Annotated in this window: 17 protein-coding genes and 1 tRNA gene; 11 read left to right on the plus strand and 7 right to left on the minus strand. The window is 31.6% G+C overall.

Going from position 1 to position 20,260, the window contains the following annotated elements; genetic code table 11:
• The first annotated feature begins 54 nt into the window (after positions 1–54).
• The gene (locus tag ACQY31_RS07555; RefSeq protein WP_428079874.1) at positions 55–1,338 is read left to right on the plus strand and encodes a TRAP transporter large permease; all 1,284 of its coding nucleotides are present in this window, start codon (positions 55–57) and stop codon (positions 1,336–1,338) included.
• Positions 1,338–1,847 carry a TRAP transporter small permease gene (locus ACQY31_RS07560; RefSeq protein ID WP_428079875.1) on the plus strand — a complete coding sequence of 170 codons (510 nt, stop codon included), beginning with the start codon at positions 1,338–1,340 and terminating at the stop codon, positions 1,845–1,847. Before ACQY31_RS07555 ends, ACQY31_RS07560 begins: the two co-directional genes overlap by 1 nt.
• A gap of 17 nt (positions 1,848–1,864) precedes the next feature.
• Here ACQY31_RS07560 and ACQY31_RS07565 read toward each other — a convergent pair whose 3' ends face one another.
• The 3 genes from ACQY31_RS07565 to ACQY31_RS07575 all read right to left on the minus strand — a co-directional run bounded on the left by ACQY31_RS07565 (position 1,865) and on the right by ACQY31_RS07575 (position 5,615).
• On the minus strand, positions 1,865–3,790 hold the full coding sequence (locus ACQY31_RS07565) for an ABC transporter permease (RefSeq protein ID WP_428079876.1): 1,926 nt from the start codon (positions 3,788–3,790) through the stop codon (positions 1,865–1,867).
• Positions 3,790–4,587 (minus strand): ABC transporter ATP-binding protein, encoded by a 798-nt coding sequence (locus ACQY31_RS07570; RefSeq protein ID WP_428079877.1) that lies wholly within the window; start codon positions 4,585–4,587, stop codon positions 3,790–3,792. The genes ACQY31_RS07565 and ACQY31_RS07570 overlap by 1 nt, the downstream gene beginning before the upstream one ends.
• 86 nt (positions 4,588–4,673) lie before the next feature.
• The gene (locus ACQY31_RS07575; protein ID WP_428079878.1) at positions 4,674–5,615 is read right to left on the minus strand and encodes an ABC transporter substrate-binding protein; all 942 of its coding nucleotides are present in this window, start codon (positions 5,613–5,615) and stop codon (positions 4,674–4,676) included.
• A 201-nt stretch (positions 5,616–5,816) separates the two neighbouring features.
• On the opposite strand from ACQY31_RS07575, the gene ACQY31_RS07580 reads away from it, so the two are divergent.
• From ACQY31_RS07580 to ACQY31_RS07600, 5 genes are all read left to right on the plus strand, one after another.
• Entirely contained in the window at positions 5,817–7,163 is a 1,347-nt protein-coding gene (locus ACQY31_RS07580; RefSeq protein WP_075505902.1) for an aspartate aminotransferase family protein, read from the plus strand.
• A 30-nt stretch (positions 7,164–7,193) separates the two neighbouring features.
• Positions 7,194–8,312 (plus strand): alanine dehydrogenase, encoded by a 1,119-nt coding sequence (gene ald, locus ACQY31_RS07585; RefSeq protein WP_428079879.1) that lies wholly within the window; start codon positions 7,194–7,196, stop codon positions 8,310–8,312.
• Positions 8,313–8,314: 2 nt separating this feature from the next.
• Positions 8,315–10,759: a GcvT family protein gene (locus tag ACQY31_RS07590; RefSeq protein WP_428079880.1), complete on the plus strand. Its 2,445-nt coding sequence runs from the start codon at positions 8,315–8,317 to the stop codon at positions 10,757–10,759.
• Between the two features lie 42 nt (positions 10,760–10,801).
• Positions 10,802–11,011, plus strand: a complete 210-nt coding sequence (locus tag ACQY31_RS07595) for a hypothetical protein (protein WP_428079881.1) — start codon at positions 10,802–10,804, stop codon at positions 11,009–11,011.
• 57 nt (positions 11,012–11,068) lie between these two features.
• Positions 11,069–11,145, plus strand: a tRNA-Met gene (locus tag ACQY31_RS07600).
• 1 nt (position 11,146) lies between these two features.
• Here the strand turns inward: ACQY31_RS07600 and ACQY31_RS07605 are convergent.
• Positions 11,147–11,674 (minus strand): adenine phosphoribosyltransferase, encoded by a 528-nt coding sequence (locus ACQY31_RS07605; RefSeq protein WP_428079882.1) that lies wholly within the window; start codon positions 11,672–11,674, stop codon positions 11,147–11,149.
• Positions 11,675–11,707: 33 nt separating this feature from the next.
• On the opposite strand from ACQY31_RS07605, the gene ACQY31_RS07610 reads away from it, so the two are divergent.
• Positions 11,708–12,580, plus strand: coding sequence for an S-methyl-5'-thioadenosine phosphorylase (locus tag ACQY31_RS07610; protein ID WP_428079883.1), 873 nt, complete (start codon positions 11,708–11,710; stop codon positions 12,578–12,580).
• Positions 12,577–13,650, plus strand: a complete 1,074-nt coding sequence (gene mtnA / locus ACQY31_RS07615) for an S-methyl-5-thioribose-1-phosphate isomerase (protein WP_428079884.1) — start codon at positions 12,577–12,579, stop codon at positions 13,648–13,650. The genes ACQY31_RS07610 and mtnA overlap by 4 nt, the downstream gene beginning before the upstream one ends.
• On the opposite strand, the gene ACQY31_RS07620 is transcribed toward mtnA, so the two are convergent.
• The 3 genes from ACQY31_RS07620 to ACQY31_RS07630 are packed head-to-tail and all read right to left on the minus strand — an operon-like array spanning position 13,640 to position 18,207.
• Entirely contained in the window at positions 13,640–14,743 is a 1,104-nt protein-coding gene (locus ACQY31_RS07620) for a DUF1015 family protein (RefSeq protein ID WP_428079885.1), read from the minus strand. The two genes, mtnA and ACQY31_RS07620, sit on opposite strands and share 11 nt — an antisense overlap.
• An 8-nt stretch (positions 14,744–14,751) precedes the next feature.
• Positions 14,752–16,113, minus strand: coding sequence for a TrpB-like pyridoxal phosphate-dependent enzyme (locus ACQY31_RS07625; protein WP_428079886.1), 1,362 nt, complete (start codon positions 16,111–16,113; stop codon positions 14,752–14,754).
• Between the two features lie 60 nt (positions 16,114–16,173).
• On the minus strand, positions 16,174–18,207 hold the full coding sequence (locus ACQY31_RS07630) for a bifunctional aldolase/short-chain dehydrogenase (protein ID WP_428079887.1): 2,034 nt from the start codon (positions 18,205–18,207) through the stop codon (positions 16,174–16,176).
• A gap of 84 nt (positions 18,208–18,291) precedes the next feature.
• Between ACQY31_RS07630 and speD the strand changes: the two genes are divergently transcribed.
• Positions 18,292–19,332, plus strand: coding sequence for an adenosylmethionine decarboxylase (gene speD, locus ACQY31_RS07635; RefSeq protein WP_428079888.1), 1,041 nt, complete (start codon positions 18,292–18,294; stop codon positions 19,330–19,332).
• A 57-nt stretch (positions 19,333–19,389) separates the two neighbouring features.
• The gene (locus ACQY31_RS07640) at positions 19,390–20,241 is read left to right on the plus strand and encodes a transporter substrate-binding domain-containing protein (protein ID WP_428079889.1); all 852 of its coding nucleotides are present in this window, start codon (positions 19,390–19,392) and stop codon (positions 20,239–20,241) included.
• The last annotated feature ends 19 nt before the right edge of the window (positions 20,242–20,260 follow it).

Raw genomic sequence — 20,260 nt, forward strand, 5'->3', positions numbered from 1 at the left:
TATTTTAGAATCAGATGGTCTTTACCTAAAAATAATCATAACTTATAAATATCTATGGAAAGTATTATTTTACTTGTAGTACTCCTTTTACTAATTTTACTAGGGGCTCCAATTGGCTTTATATTAATACTGATACCATTTGTTTATATTCTGTTAACAGATGCTGTTCCTCTTGTTTTAATTCCCAGTCAAATGTTTACCGCCATAGACTCGGTTCCATTGACAGCAATAGCATTCTTTATGTTAACTGGCGAGTTGATGACAAGCGCAACAATTACTGACCGTTTAGTAGCTTTAAGTAGAGCATTAATTGGACGTATTAGAGGAGGGTTGGCTCAAGTTAATGTTCTTGTGAGTATGTTTTTTGCAGGCATGAATGGTTCCGTTGTAGCAGATACAGCAACCGTTGGAGCATTAGTTTTACCAGCAATGAAAAAAGCAGGTTATCCTGCTGCATTTTCAGCTGCAGTTACAGGTGTAAGTTCTACAATAGGAGGGATTATTCCACCTAGTATCATGATGATTGTTCTTGCAAACGCAACTGAGATTTCTATTGCATCTTTATTTGCAGCTGGAATTGTCCCAGGTATTTTGATTGGTGTTGTCATAATGGTAATTAATCATTACTTCGCTGTTAAATATAATTTTGAACGAAGCGATCAACCATTCTCAGTGCGTAGAGCTGGCAAAGAATTATATCGTTCTTCGTTTGCTCTTTTAATACCTTTAGTATTAGTAGGTTCAGTGATGGGAGGTGTCGCATCGGTTGTTGAGGCAGGTGCTATTACTGCTTTAGTTGCGTTGTTTACAGGTGTATTTGTTTATCGAACTATCAAATGGAAAGATTGTACAGGAGCTTTTCGTAGAGCATTCCGTAATTCAGCAATGGTTTTTATTATCATAGCTGCTTCGGGACCTTTTAGTTGGTTACTTACTTCTCTTGGAGCAATTGGTGATCTAGAAGCTTGGCTTTTAGGTTTAGCAGACTCTCCTATATTATTTATTTTAGCATTAATATTATTCATTTTTCTTCTTGGAACAGTAATGGACTCAGCAGTAAACATTATCATTGTTGGTCCAGTGCTTGTGAACGTTATGTCTCAAGCTGGATTTCCTGAGGTGCAAGCAGCAATCGTTGTAATAGTAGGATTTTTAATTGGATCAGTGACACCACCTGTTGGTGTTGCTTACTTTACATCTGCAACAATAGCACAAGTCCGTTTAGAAAAAGTTGCTGTTGCTTTAATTCCTTACCTAGTTGGACTTTTCTTACTTTTATTTTTTATCTTAGTTGTTCCAGAGTTAACAATGTTTCTTCCTAATCTATTGAGTAATTAATGATGAAATTTTTAAATAGTATTGATCGTTTTGTTCATCGGATACTTGAAGCGATGTGCTCAATATTTTTAGCAGCAATGGTTGGTTTCACTCTTTATAATGTTACGATGAGATATGTTTTTAATAATCCGCCTGTTTGGGGAGATTTACTAACAGTATTAAGTAATATTTGGTTGATGTTTATAGCTCTTTCTTTGACAGCTAGAGACAATGAGCATGTAGCTTTAAATTTAATTTATGAAAAATTGCCTGAGAGAGTTTCGCTATACATTCGTCAGTTCTGGAAAGTTATGATTATGATAATTGGTGTTGTTCTAATTATTTATGGAATTGAACTTGTAGAAGGCATGAGAGGAAAGTATTGGGAAATGTGGTATTTTGAAATTAGTATGCAAGGTGTTGAGTTCAAACCAAATTATATGCCTAAAAAATATGCAGTTGCCATCCTACCTTTAGCTGGATTTTTAACTACCGTTGGTGCTGCAATCAGTTTTGTTAAAAAAGTTTAGTTCTTAAAAAAAGACAATTAACCTTTTCCACGCCATGGAATAGTTTTATCGATTATTTTTCTTAGAGTTACATCGAATAATAAACCAAGAAGACCCATAATAAATATCGTTATCCAAATAACTTCGTACTGGAAGTATTTTTTAGCAACGTTTTCAACGAAACCAATACCAGTTGTTCCAGCTAAAAATTCTGCTGCAACCAATGTTCCCCAGCACATACCAACCGCAACTCTTATTCCAGTTAAAATTTCTGGAAGAGAATTTGGGAAAATTACATATCTTAATATTTGTTTTTTTGTAGCTCCTAATGAGTGAGCAGCATGAATTTTAGATAATTGAGTTCCTGATGCTCCAGCTCTTGCTGAAATAATCATAATAGATAAAGAGACCATAAATAATAAAAATATTTTTCCAGAGTTATCAATTCCAAGTACAGAAATAATTAACGGAGCCCAAGCAAGTGGGGGAACCGGTCTATAAAGTTCAATTAATGGGTCAAAGAAACCTTTTGCAAATCTGTTTAGACCCATAAATAATCCTAATGGAACACCAATAATAATTCCAAACACTAATCCTAAAAATACCCTCATAAATGAATCCCAGATATGTCCGTACGGAACAGGAACTTTGAATAATTTAAAGTCACCAGTAACAACTTTTAAAACATTGCTTTTAAAGTTCTCTTTAACTATTCCATCTTTTGTATGAACCGGATATTCACCAGGCAAGATATCAGCTATCCAATCTGGTAAAACGAAGCCAATCATTTTACTAACATCAACCATTTCAATCCATAAAAGAGGAACATTTTTGTATCCAACACTTGGTTTGGACATCAATACAAACTTATTAAATGTATCAGATGGTTTAGGTAACCATCTACCAGAACCTTGTTCTGAACAAGTAGGTCCACTTGCTATAATTGTTCCAGCAGGAAATAAAAGGATATCGATTAATCTTAATCCAGCTTGTTCTTTATTTTGTAACTCATCAAATTCTATAATTGCTGCTTGCATTTCATTTAATGCATTTGGAGGGTAGATACTTGCAAACTCTATTCTTCTTGCAATTTTAACAATATTTTTTGCATAGTCAGATGCTATTTCTTCACTATCATCCAAACCTTTTCTGTAAGCTTTAATGTCATCTTTAAGTTGTTTAATTGAGCTTTTGAATGGTGGGTTATGGTTTTTTAATTTAAAAAATTTGTCGTCAATTTTTTTTAACTCTATTGCAGCTGCATGAAATTTTAAACCTTTGTTAGTTTGTGGTGCAGTTGGTATTTCAATAGTGTTTTCAATAGAACCACTCCCTGAGTCAATTGTTGTAATTCCCCAGCCACCTTGTTCATCAATAAGTTTTTGTCTTTCAGTTTTTTGAGCATCTGTTTCAAAAGGATAATCCTTTTTTTGGAAATTAGAACTTAGAAGTCTTATTTCTTCTGTTATTTTTTGGAGTTTAATTTTTGTATCCATTTCCATTAACTCTTCACTTGTTAAAAGTGGAATTAATTTAGAAGTTCTATCAATGTAGCTTACAAGAATTGTTTTTTGTTGATCATTTAGATCTGGAGATCCTTTTATTTCATTTGCAATTTTTACAAGATTTTTATTTTCAGTTTTAATAATGGATGTACTTTTGAATTCTCTTTCTTCAATAGGGAACTGATATTTTAGACCTAATAACGACTCATTGATTTTAGCAACCTGACATAATTCATTTGCTGATTTTGGATAAAAACCTTTTGCAATATCCCATGAATAATAAAGCCAAAGCATCAAGATTGCACTACTACCAACAATTACCCAGTGCGTTCCACCTTTAGCTCTTTCTGGATTTCCAAAAACGGCATCTACTTTTTCAGTTTTGATTAATCTTCTTCCATAAAGAATACATCCAATAACTGAAACGATAATAAGTATTGTTACAAATTGTGTTAACATTAATTATCTTTCCCCATTATCTCTTCTTCCATATTCCAGATCATGGATAAAATTTCTTCTCTTGTTGATGAAAATTCTTTATTTTTTTTAATTTCTCTTAAATCTTGAGTAAGACCCATTTCAGCAAATGGAAGATTATACTCTTTATGTATTCTCCCTGGTCTTGGCGCCATTACATATAATCTTTCACCAAGTAAAAGAGCCTCTTCTACAGAGTGAGTAATTAAAATAATTGTTTTTCCAGTTTCTTTCCAAATTTTTAAAACTAAAGACTGCATCTTTTCTCTAGTTAATGCATCTAAAGCACCTAAAGGTTCATCCATTAAAATTAAATCAGGATCATTAATAAGACATCTTGCAAGAGCAACTCTTTGCTGCATACCACCTGATAATTGATAGGTTGGGGTGTTACCAAATCCTTTTAGTCCAACAATATCTAACCATTCTTCAACTTTTTTTGCTGTTACTTTTGGATCTTCTTTTTTCATACGAAGGCCAAAGTTCACGTTTTCAGCAACTGTTAACCATTCAAACAAAGCACCTTGTTGAAACACCATTCCTCGTTCAACACCAGGTCCATCGATTTCATTATTATTTAAAGTAATTTTTCCCGAAGTAGGTCTTAAAAATCCAGCAGTAATATTAAGTAAAGTTGTTTTTCCACAACCAGATGGGCCAAGAACAGTAAGCAGTTCTCCTTTTTTTAAAGTAAAACTAACATCTTTTAATGCATGAACTGTTTCTCCTTTTGGAGTTTTAAAAATCATATTTAGATTTTGAGAAACAAGATCACTCATAGCGCCCTTATATTAGAAATTTTTTAAAAAAAATAGGCACTAATTTTTAAATCAGTGCCTATTTAAAAAGTTTTAAACCTTTAAAATTATAAAGGTAAGAAACTTGTGTCTACGTTACCTGATGGAGTTCCCATTCCTTTTAAGAACGCATCAAGGTTTCCGCTCTCCATAGAAGCTTTAGTTTCTTCTGGAGTTAAGAATTTAAATCCACTTAAAGTTTCTTTCATGTCAGCAACTTTCATTTCAGAAGCTTTTGCCATAGAATTCATATCAGATTTACCTGATCTGTATCTGTCGTTTGCTTCGTGAGTTACTTCGATGAAAGTTCTTAGCATTCCTGGATTTTCTTTCATGAATTTATCTGTAACAGATGTGATATCTATACCTAAGATACCAGCAGCTCTTGCTTCATCTACAGTTAATAATCTTGAACCAACTGCAGTTGCTGCTTTAATAGAGTTACCACCAAATAAACATGCCATTACAACATCACCACTTACTAATGCAGCAGCACCTTCTTCTGGGTCCATTTGAATGATATCCATTTTACCTCTGTCAGCACCAACAACTTTCATACTTTCATCAAAAACGTATTCAGCCATTGTTCCTAGTGGAACAGCAACTTTTTTACCTTCTAATTCAGTAGCGTTAGCTTTTGTAATTCCAGATGCATTTGATGTTACACAAGTAGTTCCACCCATTCCATATTCCATTGCGATATCAACTAATTTGATTGGCGCGTTAGATTTTACAGCGTTGATGAAAGGTACTAAACCTTGTGAGTAAGAAATATCTATATCTCCTGCTAACATTGCATCAGTCATAGCACCACCGTTAGTGAAGTTTGTCCACTTAACTGGTACACCAAGAGCTTTTGCAAAATTTTTCTTCTGCATGTCCTCTAGATTTGGACTTGGCCATTCTAGAAAGTATGCAACTCTAACCTCATTAGCTGCAGAGTTTGCAACTGAAATTGAAAGGTTAAGAGCAAAAATAGATCCTAGAATAAAACTTAGTATTTTTTTCATTTATTCCCCTATGTTAATTTAATTAAATTATCGTTATTTAAATTCAATTTTGACCAGTTGTAAAACAAAAAGATAGGTTCAATTAAAAGTTGTATACTTATGACGCATCATTTTGAGTGGTCAAAATTTCTCTAGCAAAGTAATTGATTTAGTCTAATAGTTTGAAATATTTATAACAGTTAATAAAGAGAGAAAAAATTTATGAGCTCAGAAACAAGAACTTCAGTTCCAAATTCATTAAATGAACATTGGATGCCGTTTACATCGAATAAAGATTTTAAAGCAAACCCAAGATTAATCACTGAAGCAAAAGGAGTTTATTTAAAAACTCACCATGGAAAAACACAAATTGATGCGAGCTCAGGATTATTTTGTAATCCGTTAGGACATGGAAGAAGAGAAATTACAGAAGCAGTTACTAAACAATTAGAAACTTTAGATTACGCTCAACCATTTCAACAAGGTTTTGGTGGTTCATTTGAATTAGCTACAAAAATTTCAAAACACACTCCAGGTGATTTAAACAAAATGTTTTTTACTATTTGTGGTTCAACAGCTGTTGAAACTGCAATTAAAATTGCAATTGCTTATCACAGAGCAAAAGGAAACGCTCATAGATTTAGATTTGTAGGACGTGAAAGAGGTTATCATGGAATGAATATTGGATGTGTTTCAGTTGGTGGAATGATCAATAACGTTAAAACATTTGCAAGCATTTTAATGCCAGGTGTTCAACACATGAGACACACACATTTACCAGAACACAAATTTGTTAGTGGTCAACCTGAAACAGGAGGAGATCTTGCAGATGACTTAGAGAGAATTGCAAGTAACTTTGGACCAGAAAATATTGCAGCATGTATCGTTGAACCAATTGCTGGATCTACTGGAACTTTAGTTCCACCAAAAGGATATTTACAAAGATTAAGAGAAATTTGTGACAAGCATGGAATTCTTTTAATATTTGATGAAGTGATTACTGGTTGGGGAAGAACAGGTTCTTCTTTTGCAAGTCATGAATTTGGTGTTACTCCAGATTTGATGACTATGGCTAAAGCAACAACTAACGGTGTTGTTCCAATGGGTGTAGTTGCATGTAAAGATGAAATTTACGATGCAGTAATGGATGCTTCTCCGATGGGATCTGTTGAATTATTTCATGGATATACTTATTCAGGAATTCCAGTTGCAGTAGCAGCAGGTTTAGCTGTTCAAGATATTTTTGAAAAAGAAGATATTTTTAACAGAGCAAAAAATTTAGCACCTTATTTTCAAAAAGGATTATTTTCTCTTCAAGACTTAGAGTCTGTTGAGAACATAAGAGGTTATGGAATGATGGGTGGTATTGATATGAAAATGAATACTAAACCAGGTAAAGCAGGATACGAATGTTTTAAAGCTTGTTATGAAGCAGGTGTGAACTTTAAAGCAACTGGTGACTGTTTGATTATCGCTCCTCAGTTTATATGTGAAGAAAAACATATAGATGAGATTATTGATAAACTTAGAACAGGAATTACAAACTATCAAAAAAACCAAAAGAACTAATTAGTTTTTTAAAAGACATGGAGAGTGCTTATGAAGATAGGCGTACCTAAGGAGATAAAACCTCAAGAAAACAGAATAGGTTTAACACCAGAAAGTGTTAAAACCTTAGTTTCTGAAGGTCACGAAGTTATTGTTGAAAACAATGGTGGCTTTGAAGCTGGATTTGAAAATGATCAATATACAAATGCAGGTGCAAAAATAGCAAGCACTGCAGCCGATATTTTTAATGATGCAGACATAATTGTTAAAGTTAAAGAACCTCAAAAAGTTGAGGTTGATATGATTAGAGAAAATCAAATTGTTTACACATATCTTCACTTAGCTGCAGCGAAAGAGTTAACTGAAGGATTAATTAAATCAAAGAGTGTTAATATTGCTTACGAAACTGTAACAGATGATAATGGGAGATTACCATTATTAGCTCCGATGAGTGCAGTTGCAGGACGTATGTCTGTTCAAGCTGGTGCTCATTGTTTAGAAAAAAATCAAAGCGGTAGAGGACTTTTGTTAGGTGGTGCTCCAGGTGTAACCGGTGGAACTGTAGTAATTTTAGGTGGTGGTGTTGTAGGTGAAAATGCTGCAGTTATTGCAACAGGAATGCAAGCTAAAGTTCATATCGTTGATAAATCAGAGGCTAGATTAAAACAATTAGTAGAGATGTTTGGTGATAAAATTATTCCAGAACAAAGTGATAAAATTGATCTTCCAAAATTAGTTTCTGAAGCAGACTTATTAGTAGGAGGAGTTTTAATTCCAGGTGCAGAAGCTCCAAAATTAGTTACAAAAGAAATGATCAAAAGTATGAAAAGAGGTTCTGTAATAGTTGATGTTGCAATTGATCAAGGTGGATGTGTAGAAACAAGTAAACCAACTACTCACGGTGAACCTACTTACATAGTTGACGACGTTGTTCATTATTGCGTGGCTAATATGCCAGGTGGAGTTCCAAGAACTTCAACATTAGCATTAAACAATGCAACTTTACCTTATTTAGTTAAACTTGCTAACAATGGTTATCAAAAAGCATTAAGTGAAGATAAAAACTTTTTAGCTGGATTAAATGTTCACAAAGGTATGGTTACTTATAAAGCAGTTGCAGATGTATTTGGTCACAACTATGTAGACCCAGGAGAAGCTGTCAAACATTAGTAATGGAAAAAAAATATCCTTCTAGCACAAAGGTAGTTGTTGTTGGAGGTGGGGTTATAGGTTGTTCAGTTGCTTATCACTTAACAAAATTTGGTTGGAAAGATGTTGTGCTTTTGGAAAGAGATCAATTAACATCAGGTACAACTTGGCATGCAGCAGGATTAGTTAGTCAATTAGGTCCAACAGCTGCAGTTACAAAAATTAGAAAATATACCTTAGATCTTTACAAAAAATTAGAAAAAGAAGTTGATCACTTAGCAGGTTTAAGAATTAATGGAGCACTATCGATTGCTCAAACAGATGCTAGATGGCAAGAACTTCAAAGACAGGCAACTACGGCTCAATTGTATGATGTTGATATTAAGATTTTAGATAAAGATCAAATAAAGAAAAATTATCCAATTATGTATACGGAAGATTTAAAAGGTGGAGTATTGATGCCTGGTGATGGTGCTGCTGATCCAAGTGGTGTTACACACATGTTGGCAAAAGGTGCAAGATTAGGTGGAGCAAAAATATTTGAGCAATCACCTGTTGAAACAATATTAACTAAAAATGGTAGAGTTAGTGGTGTTAGAGTTAATGGACAAGATATTGAATGTGAATATGTAGTTCTTGCAACAGGTATGTGGTCTAGACAAATTGGAGAAAAAATAGGAGTAAGTATTCCTTTATATCCTGCAGAACATTTTTATGTTATTACAGAGCCAATTGAAAATCTTTCACCAACATTACCTGTTATAAGAGATTTTGATAGCAGCACTTATATTAAAGAAGATGCTGGAAAACTTTTAATTGGTATATTTGAAGGTAAATCAATTCCAGCATTTAAGGATACTAATAAAGTTCCAGAAGATTTTTCATTTGGAGAATTTCCAGAAAATTTTGATCATTTTGAACCTTATTTAGAAAAATCCATGAAACGATTTCCAGTTTTAGAGCAAGCTGGAATAAGAAAGTTTTTTTCAGGACCAGAATCTTTTACCCCTGATACCAATTCTCTATTAGGTGAAGTTCCTGAAGTTAAAAATTTATTTGTTAGTTGTGGTTTGAATAGCATTGGAATTGGTAGTGGTGGTGGAGTTGGAAAGGTAACTGCGGAATGGTTAATGACTGGTCATATCAATGAAGATATTTTTAATTATGATATAAAGCGATTTCAAAAGTTTCATTCAGATTTAGGTTTTATTAAAGATCGTATCACAGAATCTCTTGGAGATTTGTATGGAATGCATTGGCCTTATAAACAACACAAAACATCTAGAAATGTAAAAAAACTACCATACCATAATGAATTAAAAAGTTTTGGTGCATGCTTTGGAGTTTCCGCTGGATACGAAAGACCAATGTGGTTTGCTCTTAATGGAGAAAAAGCAGAGTATGAATATAGTTACAATTACCAAAACTGGTATCCATCAGTTGAATACGAAACTAATAACACACTAACAAATGTTGGTCTATACGACTTGTCTCCATTTTCTAAATTTGAAATTAAATCTGAAAAAGCTAATCAAGATCTTCAGAGAATTTGTACATCAAATATAAAGCAGGAACCTGGAAAATGTACTTATACTCATATGCTTAATAATTATGGAGGAATAGAAACAGATCTTACAGTAGTTTGTATTGATCGAAATCATTTTAGAATTATTAGTTCTGCAGCAACGAGAGAAAGAGATAAATTTCATATCAAAAAGCATTTATCGGATGGTGTTGAGTTAACTGACGTTACTGATGATTATTGTGTGTTTGGAATATTCGGACCAAAAAGTAGATTGTTAATACAAGATTTAAGTTCAGATGATTTTAGTAATGAAAATTTTAAGTTCGCGAATTCAAAATATATAGAAATTGATGGAACAAAAATATGGACTCAAAGATTATCTTATGTTGGTGAGTTAGGTTATGAGCTTTATGTTAAAACTTCAGACTCTAAAAATATTTACGAGAAATTAATAGAAAAAGGAAAAAAATATAATTTATCTAATTGTGGAATGCATGCATTAGATACAATGAGGATGGAAAGTGGTTTTTTACATTGGGGGCATGATATTTCACCTGAAGAAAATCAATACCAAGCAGGCCTTAACTTTACAATTAGTTATAAAAAAGAATTTAATTTTATTGGAAGAGAAGCATTGGAAAAAATAAAAGATAAAAAAATTGATAGGAAGTTTGCTATGTTTGTTCTAAAAAATAATGAACCCGGTAAACCTCTTCTACTTCATGATGAACCAATCTATATAGATGATAAGATTATTGGAAGAACAACATCAGGCAATTATTCTTTTAATTTCAAAAAAAATCTATCATTTGGTTATATAAATAACGATTATTCAGATGATGAACTTTTAAATGGGAATATTTCAATAGAAATTGAAAAAATTAAATATCCAGCTGAAATTATATTTAAACCATTGAAACAAACTAATTTTAAAAATAATTAGTTTAAGTTTGCGTTAATATTAAACACATGTTTAAATATAATTGTGAGAAATAAAGATAGAGACCCTAGTTTGTATGAAAATGATACAGAACTAAAAAAAGATTTGTATATAGATCCTTATAAAACTACTAATGTAAATATTCTACTTAACAGAGTTCGATTAAATAAAAAAAAATCTTTAAAAAAAAAACTTTTCTTTAGCGCTATTTTACTAGCAATGGTAAGCGGATTAATTGCTTATCTATTGATCTAGTTTAGGTTAAAAGTGTATTGAAAAATTATTGATTTATAATAAAAGTATCTTTTTTATGGCGGGGTAGCTCAGTTGGTTAGAGCGCGGGACTCATAAGCCCGAGGTCAGTGGTTCGATCCCACTTCCCGCTACCATTTAATGTCCTGGAAATTCTATTAAATTTTCAACTTTATAATTTTTATTTACCAAATTATCTGATCCACCTAAATCAAATAAATTAATAACAAAAACAAATGCAGCTACTTTTGCATCACACATTTCAACCAATTTAGCAGCAGCTTTTGCAGTACCACCTGTTGCAATTAAGTCATCAATTATTAAAATAGATTCATCTTTTAAAATAGAGTCTTTGTGAACCTCAATAGTTGCAGTACCATATTCTAATTGAAAATCTACAGAATGTACTTCAGCTGGTAATTTATTTTTTTTTCTCAACATAATAAAAGGTTTTTTAAGTATATAAGAAACGGCAGAAGCAAACACGAAACCCCTTGATTCTATTGCAGCAATTTTATCAATTTTGTATTTTTTAGATCTTTCAATAATTTGATTAATTGTTTCAGCAAAAGCTTCCTCGTTTTTAATTAGAGTAGTTATATCCCTAAATAGAATACCTTTTTTAGGATAATCAGGAATTGATCTAATATGATCTTTTAAATTCATAATACTTAATTATAAATAAATATATTTTAAATTATGACAACAAATAAATTAGCAATTATTGGTGGTAGTGGTCTTTATGATGTTGAAGAATTTACTAATAGAGAATTGTTAGAAATTAATACTCCTTGGGGAAAACCTTCTGATCAAATTTTAAAAACTAATTATAATAATAAAGAAGTTTATTTTCTACCTAGGCATGGAAGGGGTCATTTTGTTTCTCCCTCAAACATAAATTTTAGAGCAAACATTGATGCACTAAAACAATTAGGTGTCACTGATATTGTTTCAGTATCAGCCGTAGGATCTTTGAAAGAAGAGTTGCCACCTGGTAAATTTGTTATTGTTGATCAATTTATTGATAGAACTTTTGCACGAGTAAAAACTTTTTTTGATGATGAAATTGTTGCCCATGTATCGATGGCACATCCTACATCTAATGGACTAATGAATGCTTGTGAAGATGCGATTAAAAAATCAAAAATAGAATATCAAAGGAATGGAACATACGTTGTTATGGAAGGACCTCAATTTTCAACATTAGCAGAATCTAATTTATATAGATCTTGGAAAGCAGATGTTATTGGAATGACGAACATGCCTGAAGCTAAACTCGCAAGAGAGGCAGAAATTAGGTATGCCTCAGTTTCAATGGTTACTGATTTTGATTGTTGGCATCCAGATCATGAAAACGTTGATGTTCAACAAGTAATAAAAGTTTTGTTAGGAAATGCTGAAAAAGCAAAAGTGATGATAAAAAACTTAGTTGATAATTTTGAGAGCCATATAGATCCAAATGATCCAACTAATAATTGTTTAGATGTAGCTATTATTACTGCGCCAGAAAAACGAACCCAAAAAACAATACATAAGCTAAAAACGGTTGCGGGTAGAGTTTTAAGTAAATGAGAATTCAAGGAAAAGAATATCGAACAATATGGTACGAGGATAAGATAGTAAAAATAATTGATCAAACAAAACTTCCACATCAATTTATAATAAAAGATCTTAAATCAGTTAAAGATGCAATCAATGCAATCAAATTTATGGAGGTTAGAGGTGCTCCTTTAATTGGAGCAACAGCTGCTTATGGAATAGTTTTAGCCATTCATGAGAACAACTCTAAGGAATTTATAAGTAAATGTTCAGAAGAATTAATTAAATCAAGGCCTACTGCGATAAATTTGAAATGGGCAGTTGATCGTATGATGAAAAATTTATCTGGTATCAATAGTGATCAAATTTTAGATATAGCTTTAAAAGAAGCTAAAGAAATTTGCGATGAAGATGAAAAGTTTTGTGAAAATATTGGTATTAAAGGATTAAGAATAATTGAAGAAATTTACAATAAGAAAAAAAGTACAGTAAATATTTTAACTCATTGCAATGCAGGATGGTTAGCAACTATTAATTGGGGAACAGCAACTTCGCCTATTTATCATGCTCACAAAAAAGGAATTCCCGTCCATGTCTGGGTAGATGAAACAAGACCAAGAAACCAAGGTGCAAATTTAACTTCATATGAGTTAAATGAGGAAGAAATACCCAATACTATTATTGCTGACAATACCGGAGGTATTTTAATGCAAAGAGGTCAAGTTGATATGTGTATTGTTGGAACAGATAGAACTTTATCTAATGGAGACGTGTGTAATAAAATTGGAACTTATTTAAAAGCTTTAGCTGCACATGATAACAATGTTCCTTTTTATGTTGCACTCCCAAGTTCAACTATTGATTGGAATATTAAAGATGCAAAAGACATTCCTATTGAGGAAAGAAACTCTGAGGAATTATCTTATGTAGAGGGTGTTGATGAGAACAATAAAGTCAAAAAAGTTTTGATTTATCCAAAAAAAAGTAAGGCTATGAATTTAGCATTTGATGTAACACCCGCTAAATATGTAACTGGATTGATCACTGAAAGAGGCATTTCAGATGCATCATCTAAGGGTTTAAAAGAGTTATTTAAGAATTAATTCTAGAGGAAATTAATCCATCAAGTGGTTTTGGATGAAACCAAGTAGATTTTTGAGGCATATATTTTTTCTTTTCTGCAAAAGATAAAACTTGTAAAATTTCTGTAGGAAATAGTCTAAATGCTAAATTATATTTTTTGGAATTTACTAAGTTTTCTAAAGCTTTTTTACCTTTAAATCCTGACACGAATTTAATTTTTTTTTTATTTTTTAAAATTTTGTTTAATATTAACTTTCTCAATATTGTTACATCTAATTCTTTGGTTTCTTTGAATGGTTTAATTGTATACCACTTTTTATTTACATACATTTCAATTTGATTTTGTTTAATTTTTTTATTTTTCTTTGAAATATTTATGGAGAAGTTTGCTGAAATTATTTCTTTAATTTTATTGAATTTTAAATTTGTTTTTAAAACTCTATTATAATCTAATATTTGAACTTGTTTATCTGGAAAAGCAATTACCATAGGAGCAATTTTTTTTCTACTTTTTAACATAGCTTGAATTCGGTGATGTCCATCACAAATATAGATTTTTTTAATTTTTTGCAGATATTTTTTTAGCAATGCTTCTTTACTTGCTTTTTTAACAACCCAAAGTTCATGTCTACAGTTATCTTTAGATTTAAAATTATAATCTGGTTTAAAATTAAAAATATTTCTTAATTTTTTTAATGAGCTTTTGGTACTTTTGTATGTGGTATAAATTGGACTTATTTGACAATTAAATTTAATCAGCTGTTCTTTTCTTTTTTGAATCCTATCACTAAAAGTTTCTTCATGACCCAATATTTTTTTGTCATCGTAATTATCTAAATTTATCTTTCCAACCACTCCAAGAAGCTTTTTATTCTTATAAGTAATTCTATATAAATAGAAATGACTAGATTTATCCTCTTGAATTATGCTTTTATCCTTGAGGCTTTTAAGAATTTTTTTGGATTTTTTGATTTCGTTAGCATTTAATAAATTAAGAAAATTTAATTTTTTATTTGGCTTGTAGTTATCAATATAACTAATGTTTGGAGAGGTTACTTGCTTTGCTAACTTTTTCTTAGGTCTTATTCCGCAAAATGGTTTTATTAGACTCAATTTTTAAATTAAGCAATTTTTGGCAATTCTTCTAAAGCTTTATCAACACTTGCTTGATCAAATTTATCCTCAGCTAAATTTCCATCAAAGAAATCACCATAAGCTTTCATATCAAAGTGACCGTGACCACAAAGATTAAATAAAATTGATTTAGATTCTCCTTTTTTCTTGCACTCTAAAGCTGCATCAATTGCACCCTTAACCGCATGTGTTGCCTCAGGCGCAGGAACTATTCCTTCAGTTCTTGCAAAATTCACACCCGCTTCAAAACATTCTTTTTGACCGTAAGCTTTTGCTTCAATAGCATCAATCTCTTTAAGATGACTAACCATAGGTGCCATAGCATGATATCTTAATCCACCTGAGTGTGTTGCTGGTGGTACAAATTGAGATCCCAATGTATGTGTTTTCATTAGTGGTGTTAATCTTCCAGTGTCACCGAAGTCATAAACAAATTTACCTTTTGTAAGAGAAGGACATGATTTTGGCTCACAAGCAATCACTCTTGTTTTTAATCCTTCTCTGAATTTTTTACCAATAAATGGAAAAACTAATCCTGCAAAGTTACTACCACCACCTGTGCACCCAACTAAAATATCTGGATAATCATCAGCCATTTCCATTTGAAGCAATGCTTCATTACCAACAATTGTTTGATGCATAAGCACATGGTTAAGTACACTGCCAAGTGCGTATTTTGTATCTGGATTTTTAGCAGCCATCTCAACTGCTTCTGAAATTGCAATACCTAAGCTTCCTGAGCTATCAGGGTGTTTTGCTAAAATAGCTTTACCACTATCTGTTTCGTTTGATGGACTTGCAACACATCTTGCGCCATATGTTTGCATTACTAATTTTCTATAAGGTTTTTGCTCGAAACTCACTTTTACCATATAAACATCAAGCTCTATTCCAAATAACTTACAAGCAAATGCTAACGATGTACCCCATTGTCCAGCACCTGTTTCAGTAGTAATTTTTTTTGTTCCTTCTTCTTTATTGTAAAAAGCTTGTGCAACAGCTGTATTTGGTTTGTGACTACCTGAAGGACTTACACCTTCATATTTGTAATAAATTCTTGCTGGAGTATCTAAATGTTTTTCTAATTTTCTAGCTCTGTAAAGTGGTGAAGGTCTCCATTGTTTATAAATGTCTCTAACAGGCTCAGGAATTTCAATTTCTCTTTCCTGAGAAACTTCTTGTCCTATTAATGCCATAGGAAATAGAGGAGCTAAATCATCTGGTCCAATTGGTTTTAATGTTCCTGGATGCAAAACTGGATCAAGAGGTTTTGGAAGATCTGAAGCAATATTATACCAAGTCTTCGGCATTTTGCTTTCTTCTAGAAAATATTTAATAGTATCAGACATTTTTTAATATCTTAACTTTGAAGATAAAATTTAGAAATTGCAAGAATAAAATTAAATCAATTATCTTAGAGAAGCAGCGATATTTCCACCATCTACAGTCAAAACTGCACCAGTAGTTTTTTTTGAAACCGCTAAATGAAAAAATGCTTTAGCAACATCTTCAGCTTTAACTTCATTTAAGAGTAAGTTTCCTCTCATATATTCATCTGTAGAAACTTCTCTAGCTTTTGCACGAGATTTAATCATTCCATCGTTAAGCAGGCCACTTCTAATTCTATCAGCATTAACACCATTAGATCTTATTCCAAGTGAACCATAATCTACTGCATATTGTTTGCATAAACTTAATAAAGCAGTTTTTGGAAGACCATAAGGACCAAAATTTTTTCCAGGATTTACTGATTGTTTTGAAATATTAAATAATAAGCATCCTTGAATATTTTGTTTTTTCATTATTTTAATTGTTTCTGATGCACAATTTTGGTGAGAAAAGAAATTATCCTCAAAGCTTTCTCTTAAAATTTTATCATCTACTTCAGCAATTGACCCACCAATTGCAGTGCCTGCATTAGAGATTAAAATATCAACACCACCATATATCTCATTTATTTTTTTAAAAGAAGTTTTAACACTATTTTTATTTCGTACATCACAATGTAAACAAAGATCTGAAATTTTACTTTGCATTTCTGTTACTTTTTTTGCGTCATAATCTAAGAGAACAATTTCAGCACCATAACTTTTAAAAAGTTTATAAGTTGCAGAACCAATTGCACCAAATCCTCCAGTAATTACAACAATGTTTCCTTGAAGAATTTTTTTAGCTTTTTTAATTTTTGCTTGTTCTAAAGACCAATATTCAACATCAAATAAATCTTTCTCAGGAATAAACTTGTATTTTGTAGTTTCCTCTACAGATGAAATCACTCTTGCGTTTGTTTCGGTTAAATCTCCAGCTATTTTAGATGCCTTAAGACTGTCTCCAACGCTAAACAAACCAACATTTTGCACTAAAATTACTCTTGGCGAAGTATCCAGCATAGTTTTCTTGCCTTTAACCTTTTTCTTATTGGTTTTGAAATATCTCACATACTTTTTTCTGTAATCTTTAAAACTTTTCTCAGCTAGCTTTTTAAAATCTTCAATTGAAGAATTTTCTTTTGGGCTAATAACTAGTGGAAATGGTTTTACTCTAATAACATGATCGGGTGTTGCAGTTCCTATACTAGAGTATCTTTTGACATCTTTACCATTAATGAAATAATTAAGATTTTTATTTGATCTATAATTTAAGATAAATTTTTGATCTTTATTTTCTGATAATAATCCTCTTAAAATTGGTGCAATTTCATGAGGCTTAAATTTAAAATTATAATTTTTAATTTGTTTAATTTTTTTTCTTTTTAATTTTTTGATGGTTTTTTCAGCTATTGATACATATTTGATCATTAAGTCATAAGATTTTTTAGCATCATCATCAAAAGTAAATATTCCATGGTTTAATAAAATTAAGCAATTAATGTTTGGATTTTTTTTATAAACCTCATTTATTTTTTGCGCTAAGGCAAATCCTGGCATCACATAAGGAACTATACTAACTTTTGATCCAAAAATTTTCTTACAAAGTTTTTTTCCGTTAGATCTGTTAGTTATATCCATTATTGCATCAGAGTGAGTGTGATCAACAAACTTAAAAGGTAGGAACGCATGTAAAAAAGTTTCAACAGAAGGGTTTGGAGATTTGATATCTATTAAATTTCTTTTTTGATATGCGACCATGTCCTCATCGCTTAAATATTTTTTATTTTTTAGCGCCAATAGTGGATTTAGTTTTACAGCAGGTAATCCTGCTGGCTCTATTTCAGCCATATCCCAACCACTTCCTTTTACACAAAGTACATCATAATTTTTACCATCAATGTCCTTAATTGAAGTTTTTACCGATGTATTGCCACCCCCGTGTAGAACTAACTCGCTGTTTCTTCCCAATAATCTTGTAGTATAAACTCTTAGCGCCATATCTTTAGAATGACCAAGTTTTTTATACTTTTTAATATATTTTTGCGCTGCCGAATTTGACCAATTGTTTTTCACTGTTTCAACCTCTGCGAAGTATTATAATAGTTTTTTCATTGAAAGAAGAAAAAAATGCGATAGTAAGATTGGACTATTCTTAATATGATAAAAGTAGGTGAACATATAACTCTAGATATAATTGGAACTAATAGAGAATATGATCCTTCAGTGTATGAAAAGGTAATTCATGATATTGCAAAAGCTGCAAAGGTTACAATTTTAAATATTTCTAAATATAAATTTGAACCACAAGGTTTCACAATATTGGCTCTTTTAGCAGAAAGTCATATCAGCTTTCATACATTTCCTGAAAAAGGAATTATTAGTTTTGATTTTTTTACTTGCGGGAAAGTAAGTCCTTCAGTTGCAATAGATATAATTAAAAAAGAATTTGAACACTCAAGAATTGTTAAAAAAGAATTCAATAGAGATACAAAATCTCTGTATCACGATATTTACAGTTCACCTGGATTACAGAAATCATATGTTGTAAATGATGTTTTAGAAGATTTTAAATCTAAAGTTGGTCAACATATTGAAATTTTAGATTTAGAACAATTTGGAAAATCTTTATTTATAGACGGTGAAATTCAAGTAGCAGCAACTGATGAACATTTATACAGTTCAACTTTTGTTGGATCTGGTCTTAACTTAAATAAGGATAATGAAAGAGCAGCTATCATAGGAGGTGGAGATGGTGGCGTTGCAAGAGAATGTATTTCTAAAAATTTTAATTTTATTGATTGGTATGAGCTAGATCCAGAAGTTGTAGATGTTTGCAATAAGCATCTTGGGGACATTGGAAAAAAAGCTACAGAAAAAAATTCGGTTAAATGTGTATGGGGAGATGCTTTTGAAAGTATTAAATCAGTTGCTGATGATACTTACGATCATATTTTTGTTGATTTAAATGATGATCAATTTTGTATTGATTTAGCTGCTAAGAATATGGATTCTTTGGTGAGAATATTAAAACCAAAAGGGGTCATTACGGCACAAGTTGGTAGCCAGGATAAAAAACCTCAACAAGTTGATAGCTGGTTAAATGTATTTAATCAAAATTTCGGGAACGCTAAATTATCTAGAGTTTATATACCAAGTTTCGATTGTGCTTGGAACTTTTCGTCTTCAATAAATCATTAATTTTTCTTTTTTCTTTCTAAAAATTGTGAAATAATTATTTCAATTAAAGGAGAAAATATGAATAAATTCAAAAAAACTATTTTAACAGTTCTTGCTTCTTTATTTATCATCGGAAATGTTTCTGCTGAAACAATAAAAATTGGAACTGAAGGAGCTTATCCTCCATGGAATTCAAAAGATGCATCAGGTAATCTTATTGGATTTGAGGTTGAGTTAGCTCAAGAGCTTTGCAAAATTATGAAGTATGAGTGTACAATCGTTGAGCAAGATTGGGATGGAATGATACCTGCGTTAGTAATGAGAAAATTTGATGCAATCATGGCCGGTATGTCAATCACTGATGAAAGAAAGAAAACAATCACTTTCTCACAAGGCTATGCTGATGAAGTTGCATCTCTTGCTGTAATGAAGGGTTCAAGTTTAGAAGGCATGGATACACCAGAAGGTATCAACTTATCATTAGGTGGGTCAGATGTTAAAAAAGCTTTAAAAACTTTAACAGGTGCTCTAGCTGGTAAAACAGTCTGTACTCAAACAGGTACAATTCACCAAAACTTTTTAGAGTCTGGTGATGTTGGAAGTGTAAATGTTAGAACTTACAAAACTCAAGATGAGGTTAACTTAGATTTAACTTCTGGAAGATGTGATGTTGCATTAGCTGCAGCTGTAGCATTTACAGACTATGCTGATAAATCTGGTAAACCAGTTGTTTTAGTTGGACCAACTTTTTCAGGTGGTGCATTTGGAAATGGAGTTGGTGTTGGAATCAGACAAGCTGATGATAGCGCTATTGGAAAAAGAGATGCTAAAATCTTAAAAGATTTCAACAAAGCAATTAACAAAGCTAGAAAAAAAGGAATTATTAGCGAACTTGCTATTAAACACTTTGGTTTTGACGCTTCTATGTAATTAATTTTGGATTTGGCGG

Source organism: Candidatus Pelagibacter sp. (genome assembly GCF_965262185.1).
GTDB lineage: Bacteria > Pseudomonadota > Alphaproteobacteria > Pelagibacterales > Pelagibacteraceae > Pelagibacter.

Excerpts from the sequence above, each read along its gene's own strand:
- ACQY31_RS07555 (WP_428079874.1), top strand. The coding sequence starts at position 55 with ATGGAAAGTATTATTTTACTTGTAGTACTCCTTTTACTAATTTTACTA.
- ACQY31_RS07560 (WP_428079875.1), top strand. The coding sequence starts at position 1,338 with ATGATGAAATTTTTAAATAGTATTGATCGTTTTGTTCATCGGATACTT.
- ACQY31_RS07565 (WP_428079876.1), bottom strand. The coding sequence starts at position 3,790 with ATGTTAACACAATTTGTAACAATACTTATTATCGTTTCAGTTATTGGA.
- ACQY31_RS07570 (WP_428079877.1), bottom strand. The coding sequence starts at position 4,587 with ATGAGTGATCTTGTTTCTCAAAATCTAAATATGATTTTTAAAACTCCA.
- ACQY31_RS07575 (WP_428079878.1), bottom strand. The coding sequence starts at position 5,615 with ATGAAAAAAATACTAAGTTTTATTCTAGGATCTATTTTTGCTCTTAAC.
- ACQY31_RS07580 (WP_075505902.1), top strand. The coding sequence starts at position 5,817 with ATGAGCTCAGAAACAAGAACTTCAGTTCCAAATTCATTAAATGAACAT.
- ald (WP_428079879.1), top strand. The coding sequence starts at position 7,194 with ATGAAGATAGGCGTACCTAAGGAGATAAAACCTCAAGAAAACAGAATA.
- ACQY31_RS07590 (WP_428079880.1), top strand. The coding sequence starts at position 8,315 with ATGGAAAAAAAATATCCTTCTAGCACAAAGGTAGTTGTTGTTGGAGGT.
- ACQY31_RS07605 (WP_428079882.1), bottom strand. The coding sequence starts at position 11,674 with ATGAATTTAAAAGATCATATTAGATCAATTCCTGATTATCCTAAAAAA.
- ACQY31_RS07610 (WP_428079883.1), top strand. The coding sequence starts at position 11,708 with ATGACAACAAATAAATTAGCAATTATTGGTGGTAGTGGTCTTTATGAT.
- mtnA (WP_428079884.1), top strand. The coding sequence starts at position 12,577 with ATGAGAATTCAAGGAAAAGAATATCGAACAATATGGTACGAGGATAAG.
- ACQY31_RS07625 (WP_428079886.1), bottom strand. The coding sequence starts at position 16,113 with ATGTCTGATACTATTAAATATTTTCTAGAAGAAAGCAAAATGCCGAAG.
- speD (WP_428079888.1), top strand. The coding sequence starts at position 18,292 with ATGATAAAAGTAGGTGAACATATAACTCTAGATATAATTGGAACTAAT.
- ACQY31_RS07640 (WP_428079889.1), top strand. The coding sequence starts at position 19,390 with ATGAATAAATTCAAAAAAACTATTTTAACAGTTCTTGCTTCTTTATTT.